Origin of the sequence: Micromonospora sp. NPDC049374, assembly GCF_040677165.1 — a bacterium.
In the GTDB taxonomy this organism is placed as follows: domain Bacteria; phylum Actinomycetota; class Actinomycetes; order Mycobacteriales; family Micromonosporaceae; genus Micromonospora.
In genome coordinates, this window is record NZ_JBFAQH010000026.1 from 48,835 (window position 1) to 64,817 (window position 15,983).

At 71.8% G+C, this 15,983-nt stretch carries 6 protein-coding genes and 2 pseudogenes; 5 read left to right on the plus strand and 3 right to left on the minus strand.

The annotated features are described in order from the left end of the window. Positions 1-2,744: 2,744 nt before the first annotated feature. Positions 2,745-3,476 (minus strand): hypothetical protein, encoded by a 732-nt coding sequence (locus tag AB0J93_RS28550; protein WP_363925441.1) that lies wholly within the window; start codon positions 3,474-3,476, stop codon positions 2,745-2,747. A gap of 243 nt (positions 3,477-3,719) precedes the next feature. On the opposite strand from AB0J93_RS28550, the pseudogene AB0J93_RS28555 reads away from it, so the two are divergent. Next, positions 3,720-4,124, plus strand: a pseudogene (locus tag AB0J93_RS28555) (toxin glutamine deamidase domain-containing protein); the annotation flags it as partial. A gap of 2,955 nt (positions 4,125-7,079) precedes the next feature. On the opposite strand, the gene AB0J93_RS28560 reads toward AB0J93_RS28555, so the two are convergent. Further along, positions 7,080-7,820, minus strand: a complete 741-nt coding sequence (locus tag AB0J93_RS28560; RefSeq protein WP_363925442.1) for a hypothetical protein — start codon at positions 7,818-7,820, stop codon at positions 7,080-7,082. A 1,416-nt stretch (positions 7,821-9,236) separates the two neighbouring features. Between AB0J93_RS28560 and AB0J93_RS28565 the strand changes: the two are divergent. From AB0J93_RS28565 to AB0J93_RS28575, 3 genes and pseudogenes are all read left to right on the plus strand, one after another. Beyond that, a pseudogene (locus tag AB0J93_RS28565) lies at positions 9,237-12,632 on the plus strand (C2 family cysteine protease); the annotation flags it as partial. Positions 12,633-12,660: 28 nt separating this feature from the next. After that, a complete protein-coding gene (locus AB0J93_RS28570; protein WP_363925436.1) occupies positions 12,661-13,503 on the plus strand; it encodes a DUF6406 domain-containing protein in 843 nt (280 codons plus the stop codon). Positions 13,504-13,695: 192 nt separating this feature from the next. Next, a complete protein-coding gene (locus AB0J93_RS28575) occupies positions 13,696-14,538 on the plus strand; it encodes a DUF6406 domain-containing protein (protein WP_363925437.1) in 843 nt (280 codons plus the stop codon). An 18-nt stretch (positions 14,539-14,556) separates the two neighbouring features. Here AB0J93_RS28575 and AB0J93_RS28580 read toward each other — a convergent pair whose 3' ends face one another. After that, complete coding sequence (locus tag AB0J93_RS28580; protein ID WP_363925438.1) at positions 14,557-15,099, minus strand: hypothetical protein; 543 nt, start codon at positions 15,097-15,099, stop codon at positions 14,557-14,559. A 68-nt stretch (positions 15,100-15,167) separates the two neighbouring features. Between AB0J93_RS28580 and AB0J93_RS28585 the strand changes: the two genes are divergently transcribed. Further along, positions 15,168-15,419 (plus strand): hypothetical protein, encoded by a 252-nt coding sequence (locus tag AB0J93_RS28585; protein WP_363925439.1) that lies wholly within the window; start codon positions 15,168-15,170, stop codon positions 15,417-15,419. Positions 15,420-15,983: the final 564 nt, after the last annotated feature.

The window sequence follows — 15,983 nt, forward strand, 5'->3', positions numbered from 1 at the left end:
CCACAGGAACGGACGGAGGGCAGGCAACTGGGCCACGGGAGCTACATCATCGACCGGACGGGAGTGATCACAGTCCAGATGAGTCTGCCGGTACCGCTGCTGATCACGGAGTACACGCAGGCCCGCCGGGAGGGCCGGATGACGGGTCGGCAGGTCTGGCCGACGGAGGAACCGACGGCCTGACGTCGCCGGTCGAAACGGCCGGGGAGGTCGCGCCATCAGGCGTCGACGGCCCGCCACCGCCGGGCGACTCCAGGCCCGCGGCCGACCCGGACGGCCCCGACCTGCGGCAGGCGGCAGCCGGTACGACCTTCGGTGGCGCGCTGCTCGACGCCGACCCTGGGCGGACCTCGAGCGCCGTCGAGGCGGCCCTGACCGCAGGGCCACTGCCTGACGGGGCGAGTGCCGATCCGGCCACCGCCACGGTCACCCTGACCACCCCCGACGGCCCCTATCCGGTACGCGTCGAGTTGACCCCGGTCGCGGCCGACGCGTCGGCCGCGCCGGTGGCCGCCATCCGCTACACCACCGACGGGGCCGTCGTACAGGTGTCGACGAGCGCCCACCCGGACCACGTCCGGCGGGCGGTGGCGGCGGCACTGGCCGAAGTGGACACGATCGCCCAGCAACGGGCCGAGGGGCTGCGGTTCGACGCCACCACCGCACTCGCTGAGGGTGCCCGACCGGAGGGTGACGGCACCCGCGTGCTGACCGCGCGCGACATCGGCCAGCTGGCCGAGCTGCGGGTGGTGCTCGCCGACAGCGCGACGGCCACCGATCCGGGAACCTCCGGTCAACTACGCGCCGAGGCGCTGAGCCTGCTCGTCGCCTCCGGCCTCCTCGAACAGGAACCGGCGCACCTCGTGCACGGGCTCGGCAGCAACACGCCGGTCGTCGGGCCGGAGGCGGCCCGCGCCCGCCTCGACCTGATCCACCATCACCTGGGCCCGCTCGCCGCCGAGGTGGAAAGCCTGATCGGGCTCGCGCAAAGCGACGGGCAGCAGCTCGTGGCGGACATTCGGGCGGCCCAATCGGCTGTCCGCGCCGAGGCGCGGGCCTGGGCTCAACAGGCCACCGAACTGCGTGATCAGGCCGACCTCGCGCTGACCGCCAGGGTGGACGCCACCCTGGGCGTGGCGCCCGACCACGTCTTCGACCGCCTCGTCATCGGTGGTGGCTGGGCCGCGACCGCCGACTTCGTCACTATGGGGGCCGCGGCGGACGCCGGCCACGGCCTGCCGCCGGTGCTCTGCATCTCGCAGGGACACGACCCGTGGGCGGAACGCCAGGCCCTGTTGATGGGACAGATCCCGTCGGAACTGGAGCTGCCCGGCCTGCCGTTCCAGCCGGGCGACCTGGCCGAGGAGGGCACCCAGTTCACCCCGTCCGACGTCTTCGCCGACGCGGTGGGCGCGGCGCGGGCGCTCTCCGGCATGCCGACCTACCAGGGCACCGCCACCTCGATCACGCCCCGACCGGCCGACGCCACGGGCTGGCCCGACGGCGCCAACTTCCGAGTGACAGTCAACGGCCGGGACATCTACACCACCTCCGTCGACATCGCCAGCGGGCCGGGACCGTCCCGGGTGCCGAGCGTGCCAACCGACGCCACCGGCACGTACGTCGACCCGACCACCGGCTACCGGGTCGACCGCTCCGGCAGCACACCCCGGTTCCAGGACCCGGACGGCAACCTGATCGCACCGGAGAGCGTGCCGCCGCCCGTACGGGCCGTCCTCGGTGGCCCCGGCACCGGCCGGTCGGATCTGCCGCTGCTCGCGGACCTGACCGGGCGACCCACCGATCCGCTGGTGGTCGACCCGACGTCCGGGTACGCCGTGGACGTCACGACCGGTCAGGTTCTCGACCCCGCCGGCACGCCGGTGGACGCCGGTGCCGTGCCGGCCGAGGTCGGAGCCCGGCTGGGCTTCGCTCCGGACGGGTCCTTCCGCGATCCCCGGCCGTCCGCGCCGCCGGTCGACTTCGGCGGGCAGAACCTCGCCGACGCCTACCGCCCCGGTGACCGGGTGTTGGTCTTCGGCGCGGGCGCCTCTGGCGCCTGGGACATCGAACAGGCGGTGGCGTCGGCCGCCGCGAGCGTCGACTGGTCGGCCCGGGCGACGGACCCGCCGCCCGACCAGCTCACCGGTGATCCGGCCCAGGACGCGGAGGCACGCCTGCGGCACAGCTTCGGAGGTGGCTACAACCGGCGGAACACGCTGCCCGATGTCGGTGCCTACGCCGACTCGGTGCAGAGTCAGGTCGAACGCTCACTGCGGGAGATCGTCAGCCTCCGGCACACCGTCGACGGTGGCTTCCTGGTGGAGTTCACCGACGGCAGTCGACAGACGTACGACCGGGTGGTGCTCTCGATCGGCCAGGCGGCCGAGTTCCCGGGCGGTGTCGCCAACCTGGTCTCCGGGCTCGGTCTGGAGCCGTTGGACGGACCGGCGGCCGTTCCGGATGCCGAAACCGACGTGCTCGGCCTTCGGGACGCCTCGGGGCGGCTCCGTGTCCTGGGCGCGGCCAGTGTCGCCCCTGGTGTGGTCGCCGAGACGTCCACCCCGTCGGAGGTTCGTGCCCTCCTGACCGCTCAGGCCAACGCGCTACCTGACGACTCCCGGGGCATCGCGCCCAGCATCCGGTTCCATGCTCAACGGATCGCCGAGGCCAACCGGCCGGCACCGCCGGCCGCACCAGGTGACGGCCCGACCGTACCCGGTCCCCCGTCCGGTCCGGACGCCTCAGACGTCGTGGTATCTCGGGGGACCCTCCCAGGCCCAGCGGACGTCGAGCCAGGGCAGCGGTCCGTACCTGTCGATGAGACGCTGCCCGAGAGCGGGCACCTCGACCCCGATCGGTCTGCCGTCGATGTCCTGGCCGATGCCGTACGGCAGGATCTCGACCCGGTTGCGGTCAAACTGGACGTAGCGCAGGCGGGGGAGGTTGCGGCTGGCGGCCAGCGCCTCGGCCCCCTCGGCACCGACGTCGCAACGGGACAGACCGAGCCAGCGCAGTCGGCCCAGACGACCGGAACCGGCGAGGTGCCGCACACCGGCGTCACCGATGGGGTTTCCGCCCAGGTCCAGTCCGACCAGGCTCCCCAGCAGGGGCGAGTCGGCGATGTCGGCGGCGTGTCCGGCGACATCGGTCAGCACCAGGTGACGGATGGGAGCGGCACGCCAGACCTCGACCCCGTGGTCGAGGAGGGCGTCGGCGCGCATGGTGACAGACTCGACAAAACCGCGCCGCAACCGCCAGGCGTCGACCAGATGCGCGACCGGCCGGGCGAGCCGTGGTCCGACCCTTCGCCCGAGCAGCAGACGTCGTGGGGTGCTCCCACCGTCGAGGTCGAGGCGGATCAGCTCGGCGTGCTCGGGGTCGACGGTTTCGATGGCGTCGGCGTAGCGTCGCCGCAGGTCGAGGTCGTCGGGGTCGGCGAGGATGGCGGCGTAGAGGTCGGCGGGCGTGGCCATGACGGCAGCGTATCGACGGACGGCGCGGTCACCACCACCCCCGCCCCGTCGTTACCGGAGAGCCGACGGTTCGGCCCGGGCGAGCTGGCACCGCTGGAGGACCCACGCTTCCAGGACGATCTCGCGGCGAGCCTGGAGACCCCACAGGGGTACGCGGTCTTCGCGGATCCGTCGACCCACCCGTACGGGAGACTGGTCAACGACGGCGGACCGGAGCAGCCCGGCCGCTCCAACAACTGCCTCGACTCGTCGCTTGCGGCACTGGCCAGCTTCCACGGCGATCCGCAGGTGTCCGTGCCGCGCTGGGCGGACCGGTTCGACGACGGCTCGATCGACCGCGTCTCCGGCGAGCGGGGCGGACTGGAACGCGCCGAAGCGTGGCTCGGTGGGCAGTGGCTCGGTGGTACCGCCAACCTGCCGACGGATCTGTCCGCCCGCACCGACGCGGTGGCCGGCCAGTACGCGGACCTCTATCGGCAGGTCGCGGACGCCGGCCCGGGAGCGTCCGCGCTGGTGGTGGCGGATTGGCTGTTCCTCGACGCGGCCGGGAACGTGGTCCTCGACGAGACCGGCCAACCCGAGGTCGACGGCTCACACGCCTTCGTGATCGTTTTCCCGGCGGGCGCCGACGCGCCGGTGTGGTGGGATCCGCAGACCGGGACGACGTCGGTGGAGATGCCGGCCGCCGATGTGCGGGAAACCCACGCCCTGTGGGCGATGATGGTGCCTGACGGAGAGGGGCGAGTTGACCGAGGACGAGGCGCTGACGCTGATCAGCCGACTGCTGCGGACCGGGAATCCGATCGTGCTTCGGGAGTTCGAGTTCGGCTGGCTGGCCCGGGAGAGACTTTCGGAGCAGGAGCGGGCCTCGGGGATGCACGTGGGCCAGGGGAGCTACATCATCGACCGGTCGGGAGTGATCACAGCACACACCAGCCTGCCGCCGCGTCGGGTGATGGAGGAGTACGCGCAGGCACGACGCGAGGGCAGGATCAAGGGCCGGCAGGTGTGGCCCGAGGCGGACCCGACGGCCTGACCCGAAACGGCGGCTCGACGCCGTCGGACGAAGCGACCGGGGACACCGGGTCCACCGGCCCCGGTGACCCGCCAGGGCCCGGCGCCGACCCCACGACGGACGCCGACGGGCCCGATCTCCGGCGGGCCGCCGCCGGTACGACCTTCGGCGGCGCGCTGCTCGACGCCGACCCCGTGCGGACCGGAGAAGCCATCCAGGCCGCCGTGGACGGCGGGGCGCTGCCCGACGGCGCGCACGTCGACCCGGCCACCGGTACCGTCACCCTGGACACGATCGACGGCCTTTATCGGGTACGCATCGAACTGGCCGCCCCTGTTCTCGACGTGCCGCTCGTACCCGTCGCCACCGTTCAGTACCACGCCGACGGTGCGGTGGTGCGGGTGTCGACCGGGGCGCACCCGGACCACGTCCGCCGCGCGGTGGCCGCGGCCCTGGCCGAGGTGGACACCGTCGCTCAGGAACGGTCCGTGGGGCTGCGCGTCGACGCCACCACGGCGCTCGCCGAGGGTGCTCAGCCGGAGGGCAACGGTCGCCGGACCCTCACCGCGCGGGACATCGGCCGCCTCGCCGAACTGCGGGTGGTGCTCACTGACAGCTCTGCCACCTCCGATCCGGCTCGGGCTGGTCAACTACGAGCCGAGGCGTTGAGCCTGCTCGTCTCCTCCGGCCTGCTGGAGCAGGAACCCGCAGCCACCGTGCACGGACACGGCGACAACGTGCCGATGGTCGGGCCGGAGGCAGCCCGGGCACGCCTGGATCTGATCCGGAACCACCTCGGTGCCCTCGCCCCGGAGGTCGACAGCCTGGTCGGGCTCGCGCAGAGCGACGGGCGACAGTTCGTCGCGGAGCTGCGGGCCGCGCAGTCGGCCGTCCGTGCCGAAGCCCGGGTCTGGGCCCAGCAGGCCACCGCCCTGCGGGACGAGGCTGACCTCGCGCTGACCGCCAGGGTGGACTCCGCGCTGGACGCGGCACCCGACCACGTCTTCGGTCGGCTGGTGATCGGCGGAGGTTGGGCCGCCACCGCCGACTTCGTCACCTTGGCGGCCCCCGCCGACCCCGGGACCGGCCTCCCGCCTGTGCTCTGCGTCTCGCAGGGACACGACCCGTGGGCGGAGCGGCAGACGCTGCTGATGGGGCAGGTCCCCTCGGAGCTGGAGCTTCCCGGGCTGCCGTTCCAACCGTCCGACCTCGCCGAGGAAGGCACCGGGTTCACCCCCTCCGACGTCTTCGCCGACGCGGTGGGTGCGGCCCGGGCACTCAGCGGCATGCCCACCTACCAGGGGCTGGCGACCTCGATCACGCCTCGCCCGGTCGACGCCGCCGGGTGGCCCGCCGGCGCGAACTTCCGGGTGACCATCGGCGGGCGGGAGGTCTTCACCGCATCGCTCGACATCGCGACCGGCCCCGGCCCTTCCCGAGTGCCGAGCGCACCGACCACCACCGACGGTCAGTACGTCGACCCGACCACCGGCTACCGCGTGGACCGGTCCGGGAACGGGCCGGTGTTCCACGACCCCGCCGGTGCGGTCGTCGACCCGGACGGACTCCCTCCGACCGTCCGGGCCGTCCTCGGTGGCACCGGTACGGGTGCCTCGGACCTGCCGCTGCTCACCGACCTCAGTGGTCGGCCGACGGATCCACTTGTCACCGACCCGTCCTCCGGCCTCGCCGTCAACATCCTGACCGGGCAGGTCCAGGGCCCGGCGGGGGACCCGGTGGATCCACGGACGCTGCCCGAGGAGGTCGCCGCCCGGCTCGGCCATGCCCCGGACGGCTCGTTCTCCGACCCCCGCCCGGCCGCGCCACCTGTCGACTTCGGTGGGCAGAACCTGGCCGACACCTACCAGCCGGGCGATCGGGTGCTGGTCTACGGCGCAGGCCCGTCCGGCGCGTGGGACATCGAGCAGGCCGCAGCCTCCACGGCCGGGCGTATCGACTGGTCGGCCCAGGCCAGGCCGCTACCGGCCGATCGGGTGACGGGTGATCCCGTCGTTGACGCCCGAGCGCAACTGGAGCTCAGCTTCAGCGGCGGTGACAATCGGCGTAACAACCTGCCCGGCCTCGGTGCGTACTCAGACGCTGCCCGGGCCCGAGTGTCGGACATGTCGCTGCGCAGCGTCGTCGGCATCCGGCACACCGTTGACGGAGCGTTCGTCGTCGGGTTCAGCGACGGCACCGAGCAGGTCTACGACCGGGTGGTGCTCTCGATCGGGCAGGAACCCCGGCTGCCCGGTGGCGTCCACAGCCTGCTCTCCGAGGTGGAGTTGGCGGCTCTTGAGGGACCGGCGATCCGGACGACGAACCCGGTCCCTGACGTGCTCGGGCTACAGGACCCCAGTGGCCAGCTCAGAGTCCTCGGCGGTGCCGGGGTGGCCGGGGCGCTCCTGGCCAGGGTCGACGAGGGCATGATGGATGTGGTCCTGCGTCAGGCAGCGGGGCTGCCAGCCGACTCGCGGGGCATCCCGCCCAGCATCCGCTTCCACGCCCAGCGGATCGCCGAGGCGAACCGTGGCATCCCGCCCGTGCCGCCGCCCGCTGGTGGCGGCTCCGCACCGCTGGACTCGCCTTCAGACCTCGTCCCAGAGGGCCGTGCTGTACAACCTCCAGCCCCATTGGACATCGAGCCAGGGCAGCGGGCCGTACCGGGCCACCAACTCCCGACCGAGCGGGGGCAACTCGACCTCGGTGGGCCGCCCGTCGATACCCTGCCCGTGCCCTTGGGCGGTGACCTCGACGGGATTACGCCGGAAATCGACGAAACGCAGACCGGGCAGGTTGCGGCTGGCGGCGAGGGCCTCCGCCCCGGCCGGACCGATGCCGCAGCGCGCCAGACCCAGCCACCGCAGCCGACCCAGATGAGGGGAGTCGACGAGCGCGGCGAGCCCGTCGTCACCGATCGGGTTGCCACGCAGGTCGAGGGCGACCAGACGGTTGAGGCAGGCGACCTGGGCGACCTCCGCCGTCAGCCCGGCAGCCTCGACCAGCACCAGGTGGCGGACGGGATGGTTGGCCCAGACCTCCTCGCCCCGGTCGATGAAGGTACGGGCGGTCATGGTGACCGACTCGACCAGACCGTTGCGGATTCTCCAGTCGACGAGCAGGTGGGCGACGGGAGCGGCGAGGCGCGGGTGGATCCGCCGGTGCAGGAACAGCATCTCCCTGCTGCCGTCGGCACCCGCCACGTCGAGACGGATCAGCTCGGCGCGCTCGGGGTCGGTGGCCTCGATGGCGTCGGCGTAGCGTCGCCGCAGGTCGAGGTCGTCGGGGTCGGCGAGGATGGCGGCGTAGAGGTCGGCGGGCGTGGCCATGACGCCAGCGTATCGACGGCTGACTCGATAACTGCCGGTGCCGTTCCGGGCTCCACCTTCCACGGTCTGGGCAGGCCGGTGGCCGACCCGACGGCGGTGCTGGATCTTGCCCGGTCCGCGCTGCCACAGGTGGCGCAGTACGCCCAGGTGGACGCGGTGGTCGCGGTCGGGCCGGATCTCTTCGAGATCCGATCTGCCGGACAACACCCGTTGACCGTACGGCTGACCAGTGGCCCGTTGAGTGACGGCCTGGTGGCCCGGTCGCACCGCGACCCGGACGGCGCCTTCACCGTCACCGTTTCCGACCGGGCCGCCGACCCGGTGGTGGCCCGGGCGCTCGCGCACGAGGTGGCCGAGCTGACGGCGCTGCACGAGTCCGGTCGGGCGCTTGTCGGCCCGCTGGATCCGGGCAACGTGCAGGGCCCGATCGATCCGGCTGGGCTGACCGCACACGACCAGGGGCGGATGGCGGAGATCCGGCTGCTCGCCGCCACGTACGCCGCCGCCGACCCGGCCGCCCGACCGGCCGTGCGCGCCGAGATCGACGCCCTCGCCGGCCACCTCGGCCTACGTGTCGGTGACCCGGACGTCCGGTCGCGGTGGGCCCTCCTACCCCGGGACGTGCTGGCGCACCTGATGCAGCTCAGCGTGCCGTCGATCACGCCCGACGCGGTCTCCACGGTGCTGGCCGGAGCCGCCACCCTCACCGAGGTCGAGCGAATCCGCATGATCGACTACCGGGCCCGGCTGGCGCCGGACTTCCAGGTGCCGCTCCAGGCGGACCTGGACGCCCGGCTGCGGGAACTGGCGACCGAGGCCGAGCATGCACAGTCCGGCATGCCGCGGATGCCCGCCTTCGCCGGGCAGATCGTCGGCATCCCGCAGGCACAGCTCGGCCGGATCCGGGCGGTGGATCCGCAACTCGCCGACCGACTCGCCACCGAGGGCATCTACGTCGACCTGACCGGCCGCTACGACCTGCGCCCGTACATGGTGCCGAGCGTGCCCGCCGTCGACCTCGGCGCCGCACGCCCGGCGTTCGACCTGACCACCGAATCCGGGCGCCGCGCCCAACTGCACGAGGATCGGCAGCGGGCCCGGGCCGCGCTGCGCGGGCTCCGCGGCGACCAGGCCGCCGCCCTGCTCACCGGACACGACTTCCACTACCAGGGCACCGCCAGGTGGATGGGGCTGGTGCCGGACGTCCTGACCGAGGCACTGCGCAGCATCACCCCGGCGGCGACCACCGTCGCCGCCACCGTGGAAAACTCCGCGACGCAGGAGGCGTCCGGAGAGATCCGGGTCGTAGCCGACCGGGTGACCCTGCCACCGGAGTCGGCAAGCCAGCCGGGTCCGGTCTACGGGCCGGCATTGGATGCCCGTACCGGACAACCGCCGCCGTTGTTCGACGGACCGCCGAAGCGGGAGGACGTGCAGCAGGGGGCGCTCGGCGACTGCGGCATGATCGCCGTGATCGGCTCGGTTGCCGGTCAACTGCCGGACACCGTCGCGCAGATGTTCCACCCGAACCCGGACGGCTCGGTCGACGTGCTGCTGCACGAGACCAGCGGACCCGACCGCGCGATCACACCGACCGGCCGACAGTTGCGGGTGACCGTCTTCCCGGACGTGCCGTTGCACCCGAGCTCGAACGGTCACAGCGCGTACGCCGACCAGTCCGTGGTCGGGGCGTCCTGGGCGTCGCTGCTGGAGAAGGCGATCGCGGCGATCGACCGTACCTGGACTCAGCAGCGCCACGACCAGTGGCAGCAGCAGTGGACCGCCCGACCGGGCGTGGACGCCACGCAGGCGGCCCCGCTCGGCTACGCCCGCCTCGACAACGGCAGCAGCCGTCTGGTGCAGGCGGAGTTGCTCAGCCAGCTCACCGGCCTGCCCACCGGGGTCAGTGAACTGGACCCGACACCGGGCCGGGAGGCCGCCGCCGAGGCGCGACTGACGGCCCTGCTCGCCGCCGGCAGCCCGTTGATCACCGGCACCCGGCCGGCCAACGCCTACGCTGCCCAGCCGGGCGGCAAGCCACCGTACGGGCTGATCGCGGGGCACGCGTACGAGATCGTGTCGGTGGCGAACGGCGAGGTGCAGCTGCGCAACCCGTGGAACTCCCGTCATCCCGCGCCGATGCCGCTGCGCGCCTTCCTCGACCTGATGAGCCCCTGGTACGCCCACGTCGAGCCAGCACGCAGCACGGTGGCCGCGTTGCCCGGGTCGGAGTTCCACGGGCAGGGCCGTCCTGTCGCCGATGCCCCGGCCGTGGTGGACCGGGCCCGGTCGGTCCTACCCGCCCTGGCGGAGCCGGTCGGCGCGGACCAGATCGTGCCGGTCGGCCCCGACGTGTTCGAGTTGCGCGCGCCCGGCCTGGAGCCGCTGCGCGTCCGGGTCACCGCCGCCGGGCTCCCCAACGGCGTCGTGGCACAGACAATCCGCAACCTGGACGGCACCTTCACCCTGACCGTCTCCGACCGTGCCTCGGACCTGGCGGTCGACCGCGCGGTGGCGCACGAGGCCGCCGAACTGCTGGCCCGGCACGAGGCAGGTGCCGCCCACGTCGGGCTCTTCGATCAGGGCGCGGCGGAGGGGCCGATCGACCCCGCCGGCCTCTCGGTCCGGGACCGGGGCCGGCTGGCCGAGCTGCGCCTGATGGCGGCTTGGTACGCACAGGCCGATCCCGCCGCGCGGCTCGCCCTACGAGCCGAGATCGACACCCTGGTCGACCGGCTGGGCCTCCGCTGGGGTACGCCCGAGGCAGCGGCCCGACTCGCGGTCCTACCCGCTGATGTGTGGACCCAGGTGATGCAGCTGAGCCTGCCGGTGATCACACCGGAGGCGGTGGCCGGTGCCCTGGCCGTCAACCCCGACCAGACGATGGTCGAGCGGTTCCGCGCGATCGACTATCGCAGCCGACTCGCTCCCGACTTCCAGCCGCCGCCCGCTGCCGACTTGGCCGCGAAGCTGCGGGAGTTGGCCGTACACGGGGAACAGAACCAGTCCTCGCTGCCCCGGATGCCCGCCCTCGCCGGGCAGCTCATCGGTCTGCCGCAGAACCTGCTTGACCAGGTCCGCCGAGTCGACCCACGCCTCGCCGACCGGCTCGCCACCGAAGGCATCTACGTCGACCTGACCGGCCGCTTCGACCTGCGCCCGTACACCCTCGAAGGCGCCCCCGAGTTCACCCTGGACACGTCGGCGCCCGCGTACGACCTGAACACCCCGGCCGGCCGGAACGCGTTGCTGACCGAGGACCGAACGCGGACCTACGCCGCGTTCAACGTCGAGTACGGGTCGAATCCTGCCGCCGTGACGGTGCTCACCACGCACAGCTTCCACTACCTGTCGGATGCGCGGCGGATGGGCCTGGTGCCGACGGCGTTGACTGAGGCACTGCGGGCGATGATGCCGTCCGACCCGGCCGTCGAGACCGAGGTCATCCCGACTGTGACCGCTGGCGAGATCGCCGTGGTCGCCGACCGGGTGACCCTGCCCGACCCGAAGCCCAAGTACCCGATCGAGTACGGTCGGTCCCTACTCCCGGCAACGGGCCAACCGGCACCGCTCTTCGACGGCCCGCCCCGAAGGACGCAGGTGCAGCAGGGCTTGCTGGGCGACTGCGGGATGCTGGCCACGATGGCGGCCCTCGCCGGGCATCGACCAGAGAGCATTCCCCAGCTGTTCCAGCCGAAGCCGGACGGCACGGTGGATGTCCTGCTGCACGAAACTGTGTTGCGCGGAGATGAGTCAGTGGCGACCGGGCGGCGCATCCGGATCAACGTGCGTCCTGATGTCCCGGTGCACTCCGGCAGCTCGTGGGCCGCGTATGCCGACCAGTCGGAAGTCGGCGTCGGGTGGGTGGCGGTGTTGGAGAAGGCGCTTGCGGCGGTCGACCGAACCTGGACCAAGGAACGGCACGAGCAGTGGCAACGCGAGTGGCGCGGGTGGAAGAGCAAGGACGACCCGCACCGTGCCGCGCCGATGGGCTATGCGCGGCTCAACGTCGGCAGCACTACCCTGACGCAGGCCGAGCTGCTCACCCAACTCACCGGCCTGCCGGCCCGGCAGACGGCTCTCGATGTCACGCCGGGGCGAGAGACGACGGTCGAGCGGCAACTGGCGGCCATGCTCGTCGCCGGCAGCCCGATCACCATCGCAACGTGGCCGATGGAGAAGTATCCGGGGCGTGCCAGCTTGCCGTACGGGCTCAAGGAGGCGCACGTCTACGAGGTTGTCGCGGTGCAGGACGGCCAGGTGCAGCTACGTAACCCGTGGAACCGAGAGCATCCGCCACCGATGCCGGTGCGTGCATTCCTCGACCTGATGCAGCCCTGGTGCGCGCACCTGGAGCAGTCACCGGCTACCACTCTGCCGTCGCCTTGGACGGGTAGTGGCCCCGGAGCGAACGTCCGGCCACCTGTGCCGTCGCCCCGATCGTCCGACGAGCAGATCGCCAATCGTCCGCGGGCCGTTCCGAACTCGGGCTCTCCGGTGACCGATCAGCCCGGCCCGCCGGCTAAGCCCACGTCGCCACCGCGCACGCTTGGTCGTACTCACCTCGATGACGAACGGTGCATGATCAGCTACTTCGCGTTGCTTGCTTCGGACGGTAGCGTGGCTGGCCTGATGGTGTCCGAGGTCGGTGGCCGCCCAGGGCGCACGTTGCACTGGACGGCCAGCGGCATGGTGCCGGGGCAGGCGACGCCGGCACCGGTGGATCGTGCGGAGGCCGAACGGATCGCCCGCGACGTGCTCGGTTTCTCACTTCCCGCCGAGCCGGCGCTCTACGACATGCTGGACAGCTGATCGTGACTGAGGGAGCCGGGAGAGAACTGTGCGCTCGTTTACTCATGTGGCCGTCGTCCAGAACAACTCGACGACGCCTGTCGGGCCGGCCCGGTTCGGGGTGCGCTGGGTCGATGCCGGGCCTCCGGTACGTGCCGAGATCATCGTCATGCCCTTTCAGCGCGACGAGAGTTCCGCCCACGAGGTCACGCTCGGTGAGACCTTTCCGGTGGGCGAGGAGACCTGGCGCTTCGCGGATCTGGACATGTCCAGCGCGGATGACTGGGAGGTCACCGTCCGTCGGGTGGACGAGGACGAGGTGATGGAACCGCCGACCGGGCGGCTGTGGAAGCGGGCTCGGCTGCGGCCGTACGGCCAACTCGACGAGACCCGGCTCCGGTCGTTGGAGGTCGCGCTCGGGGCCCAGCTACCGCGCGGGTACCGCGACTGGCTGGGTCGGAACAACGGTGCGCAACCCGAGGTGCCGCACCACATCCCCGGGATGCCGATCGCGCTGCTGCCGTCGGCTCCGCTGTTCGGCGTCCACCCTGAATATCCCCCGTTCGACCTGGTGCACGCCCAGCGCCGATACCGGGATCCTTGGCTCTCAGCGGCCTGGCTCGTCATCGCGAACACGGCCAGCGGGCTGCTGGTCGTCTCGGCAGAGTTGGGGAACGAGAGCGTCTATTTCGTGAGTGAGCTTGACCTGGTCGGCCCGCCCGACCCGGTCGCCACGGCTGCCCGGGAGCGGAAACTGAGGGCGGTGGCCTGGTCGATGTACGAGTTCATCGGTCGGTTGACCCCGATGGAACTGGACCACCTGCCGCCCGTACAGATCCACCCGCCCGGGACATTCACGGACCCCGCCAACTACGAGAACGGGCAGGTTTGAGCAAGGCGTGGCAGGCCGTGAGCCGCGGCGGCTTGAACGATGGGCAGGGCCCGACGCGGCACCGCCGGCACTCGGTCGATGGCAGGAAGTCCGAACGCATCGCACGCGGAACGCTCGGCGTCCGCGCCCTTAGCCGGCGCTGTACGACATGCTGGACACCTGATCGTGCCTGAGGGAACCGGGAGAGAACTGGTGCGCTCGTTTACTCATGTGGCCGCCGTCCGGAACAACGCGACGACGAGCGTCGGGCCGGCCCGGGTCGCGGTGAGCTGGGTCGACGTAGGGGCGCCGGTGCGGGCCGAGATCATCGTCATGCCCTTTCAGCGCGGCGGGGACTCCGCCCACGAGGTCACGCTCGGTGAGACCTTTCCGGTGGGCGAGGAGACCTGGCGCTTCGCGGATCTGGACATGTCCAGCGCGGATGACTGGGAGGTCACCGTCCGTCGGGTGGACGAGGACGAGGTGATGGATCCGCCCGCCGGTCGGCTTTGCAAGCCGGCCCGGCTACTGCCCTACGGCCCGCTGGAGGAGGCTCAACTCCAGTCTTTGGAGGCAGCCCTCGGTGCTCGGCTGTCAGCCAGCTACCGCGACTGGCTCGGCCGGACCAACGGTGCACAGCCGGAGACGGAGCATCACATCTCAGGCATACCGTTCACCCTGCTGCCGGAGCGGCCGCTGTTCGGGGTGCATCCCGAGCATCCGCCGTTCGATCTGGTGCATGCCCAGCGTGTGTACCGGGATCCCTGGCTGTCGCCGGACTGGTTGGTGATCGCCAATCCGTCCGGCGGGCTGCTGGTGGTGTCGGCCAGCAGGACTGGCGACGAGGCGGTGTACTTCGTGCACGAGTTGGACCTGGTCGGCCCACCGGGCCCAGCCGTCTCGGTGAGTCGGCAACGGAGCCTCGTTGCGGTGGCCGGGTCGATGTGGGAGTTGATCGGTCGGCTGACTCCGACGGAAGGGGCAGATCTTCCACCGGCACAGATCCTGCCGCCCGCTGCCGTTGCCGAGTCCAGCCAGGACGAGGACGGGCAGTAGTAGCCGGAACAGTGCTGTTCAGGCGAGCTGCGCGAGCATGCCTGCGTACGCGTCGCGGACGGCGGTGAGTCGGTCTCGCCGGAACCGGCCGGGCTCGCGCTGGTGCAGCTGCCGGCCCCGGTCGGTGGTGAAGGCGCTCGCGGGGACGACGGCCCCGTCCGGCGGGATGAACTTCCCGACCTCATCGAGGGCGGCCACGGCTCGGGTCAGCGCGGCCCGGGCGCGTTGACCGGCCTCACCGCCGCCGGGCTCGGCCGGCACCTGACCGGCGTACGCGTCAGAGACCAGCAGCCATTCGCCTGGGTCGAGCAGTTGTGAGGGTTCGTCCCCGCCGTAGCGGAACCCACCGCCAGCCGGTGTTGACGCCGGCGGCAGCCGGAAGAGGAACTCCCGCTCCTGGCCGCACCCGACGCAGGCGCCCGTGTACCGGCTGGCCAGGTCACCGTCGTCCAGCGCCACTACCGCACTTTCCCGGGGGAAACGCGTCTCCCCGCAGCTGCACGGATGCAGATCCATGTAGAGGTGCGCCTCCGCGTTGGTACGGCTCAGCAGCGGGTTCATGCGAACCACCGTACCGATCGGACGCTTCCGCCGACGTCCCGGTCCGGCCGCTGGCATACTCGCCGACCATGGTGCTGTCACGCGGTTGGGCAGTGTTCCTCACCGGAGTGGGGATCTGGACCTGGGTGATCTGGCCAAGGTTCGCGGTGGCCATCTGGAACGACCCGAGGTCCTGGTCGAGCGGAGTCGTCGGGGCCTGGCCGGCGACCGCCTTCCTGTGGGTGCACGCACTGCTCATCGCGGCGTCGTTGGCTATCGGCACGGCCGTGGGGCTGCTGGGCCTTCGTGGGTGGCGGGCATCCCGACGCGGTACGGGGTGAGCCACTCCTGCCATCGGCCGGTCGCGTTCTGCTGGCGTGCGGAGGGGAAGAGGGCGCACCGGGAGCGAGGTACAACGGGTGTGACGGGGACCGCTCCGCGCCGATTTGACGATCAAACCGCCGGACGCGTAACTTTCTCTCTGCCAGCGCGGAACGGGGCAAACAGGGCGAAAGCCCTGAGGGTCAAGTTCTGGCGGGCACCGGGTCCGCGAGGGGACTGTCTCCTCTGTGGACACGGCCGGGTGGGGCTCGACCGGGCCGCCGAGGGGCGGATTTGGTGGGGCGGAACCGACCGGGTAAGGTTCACGACCGGTAGGGAACCGGGCGAGCGTGCGGGTAACCGCAACGGCCGGCCTGCCAAATCCGATGACCGAGTCAAGCGGGAAGCCGCTGCGCTCGATCGCGGACGCCGAACCGCCTGAAGCGTGACGGACCGGGACAACCCGGTTTGACTCGCCGCAGAGGGTGAGGTAACGTAGTAAAAGTGCCCGGCGCGGTTGTGGCGGGTGTGGTGCCCCGGATGGCGGCCCTTTGGTGGGTTGTTTGATGGTGTGTGGTTGTTCT

What these genes read in the sequence shown, in the direction of transcription:
- AB0J93_RS28560 (WP_363925442.1), bottom strand. Translation starts at nt 7,820, where the DNA reads ATGGCCACGCCCGCCGACCTCTACGCCGCCATCCTCGCCGACCCCGAC.
- AB0J93_RS28580 (WP_363925438.1), bottom strand. Translation starts at nt 15,099, where the DNA reads ATGAACCCGCTGCTGAGCCGTACCAACGCGGAGGCGCACCTCTACATG.
- AB0J93_RS28550 (WP_363925441.1), bottom strand. Translation starts at nt 3,476, where the DNA reads ATGGCCACGCCCGCCGACCTCTACGCCGCCATCCTCGCCGACCCCGAC.
- AB0J93_RS28585 (WP_363925439.1), top strand. Translation starts at nt 15,168, where the DNA reads ATGGTGCTGTCACGCGGTTGGGCAGTGTTCCTCACCGGAGTGGGGATC.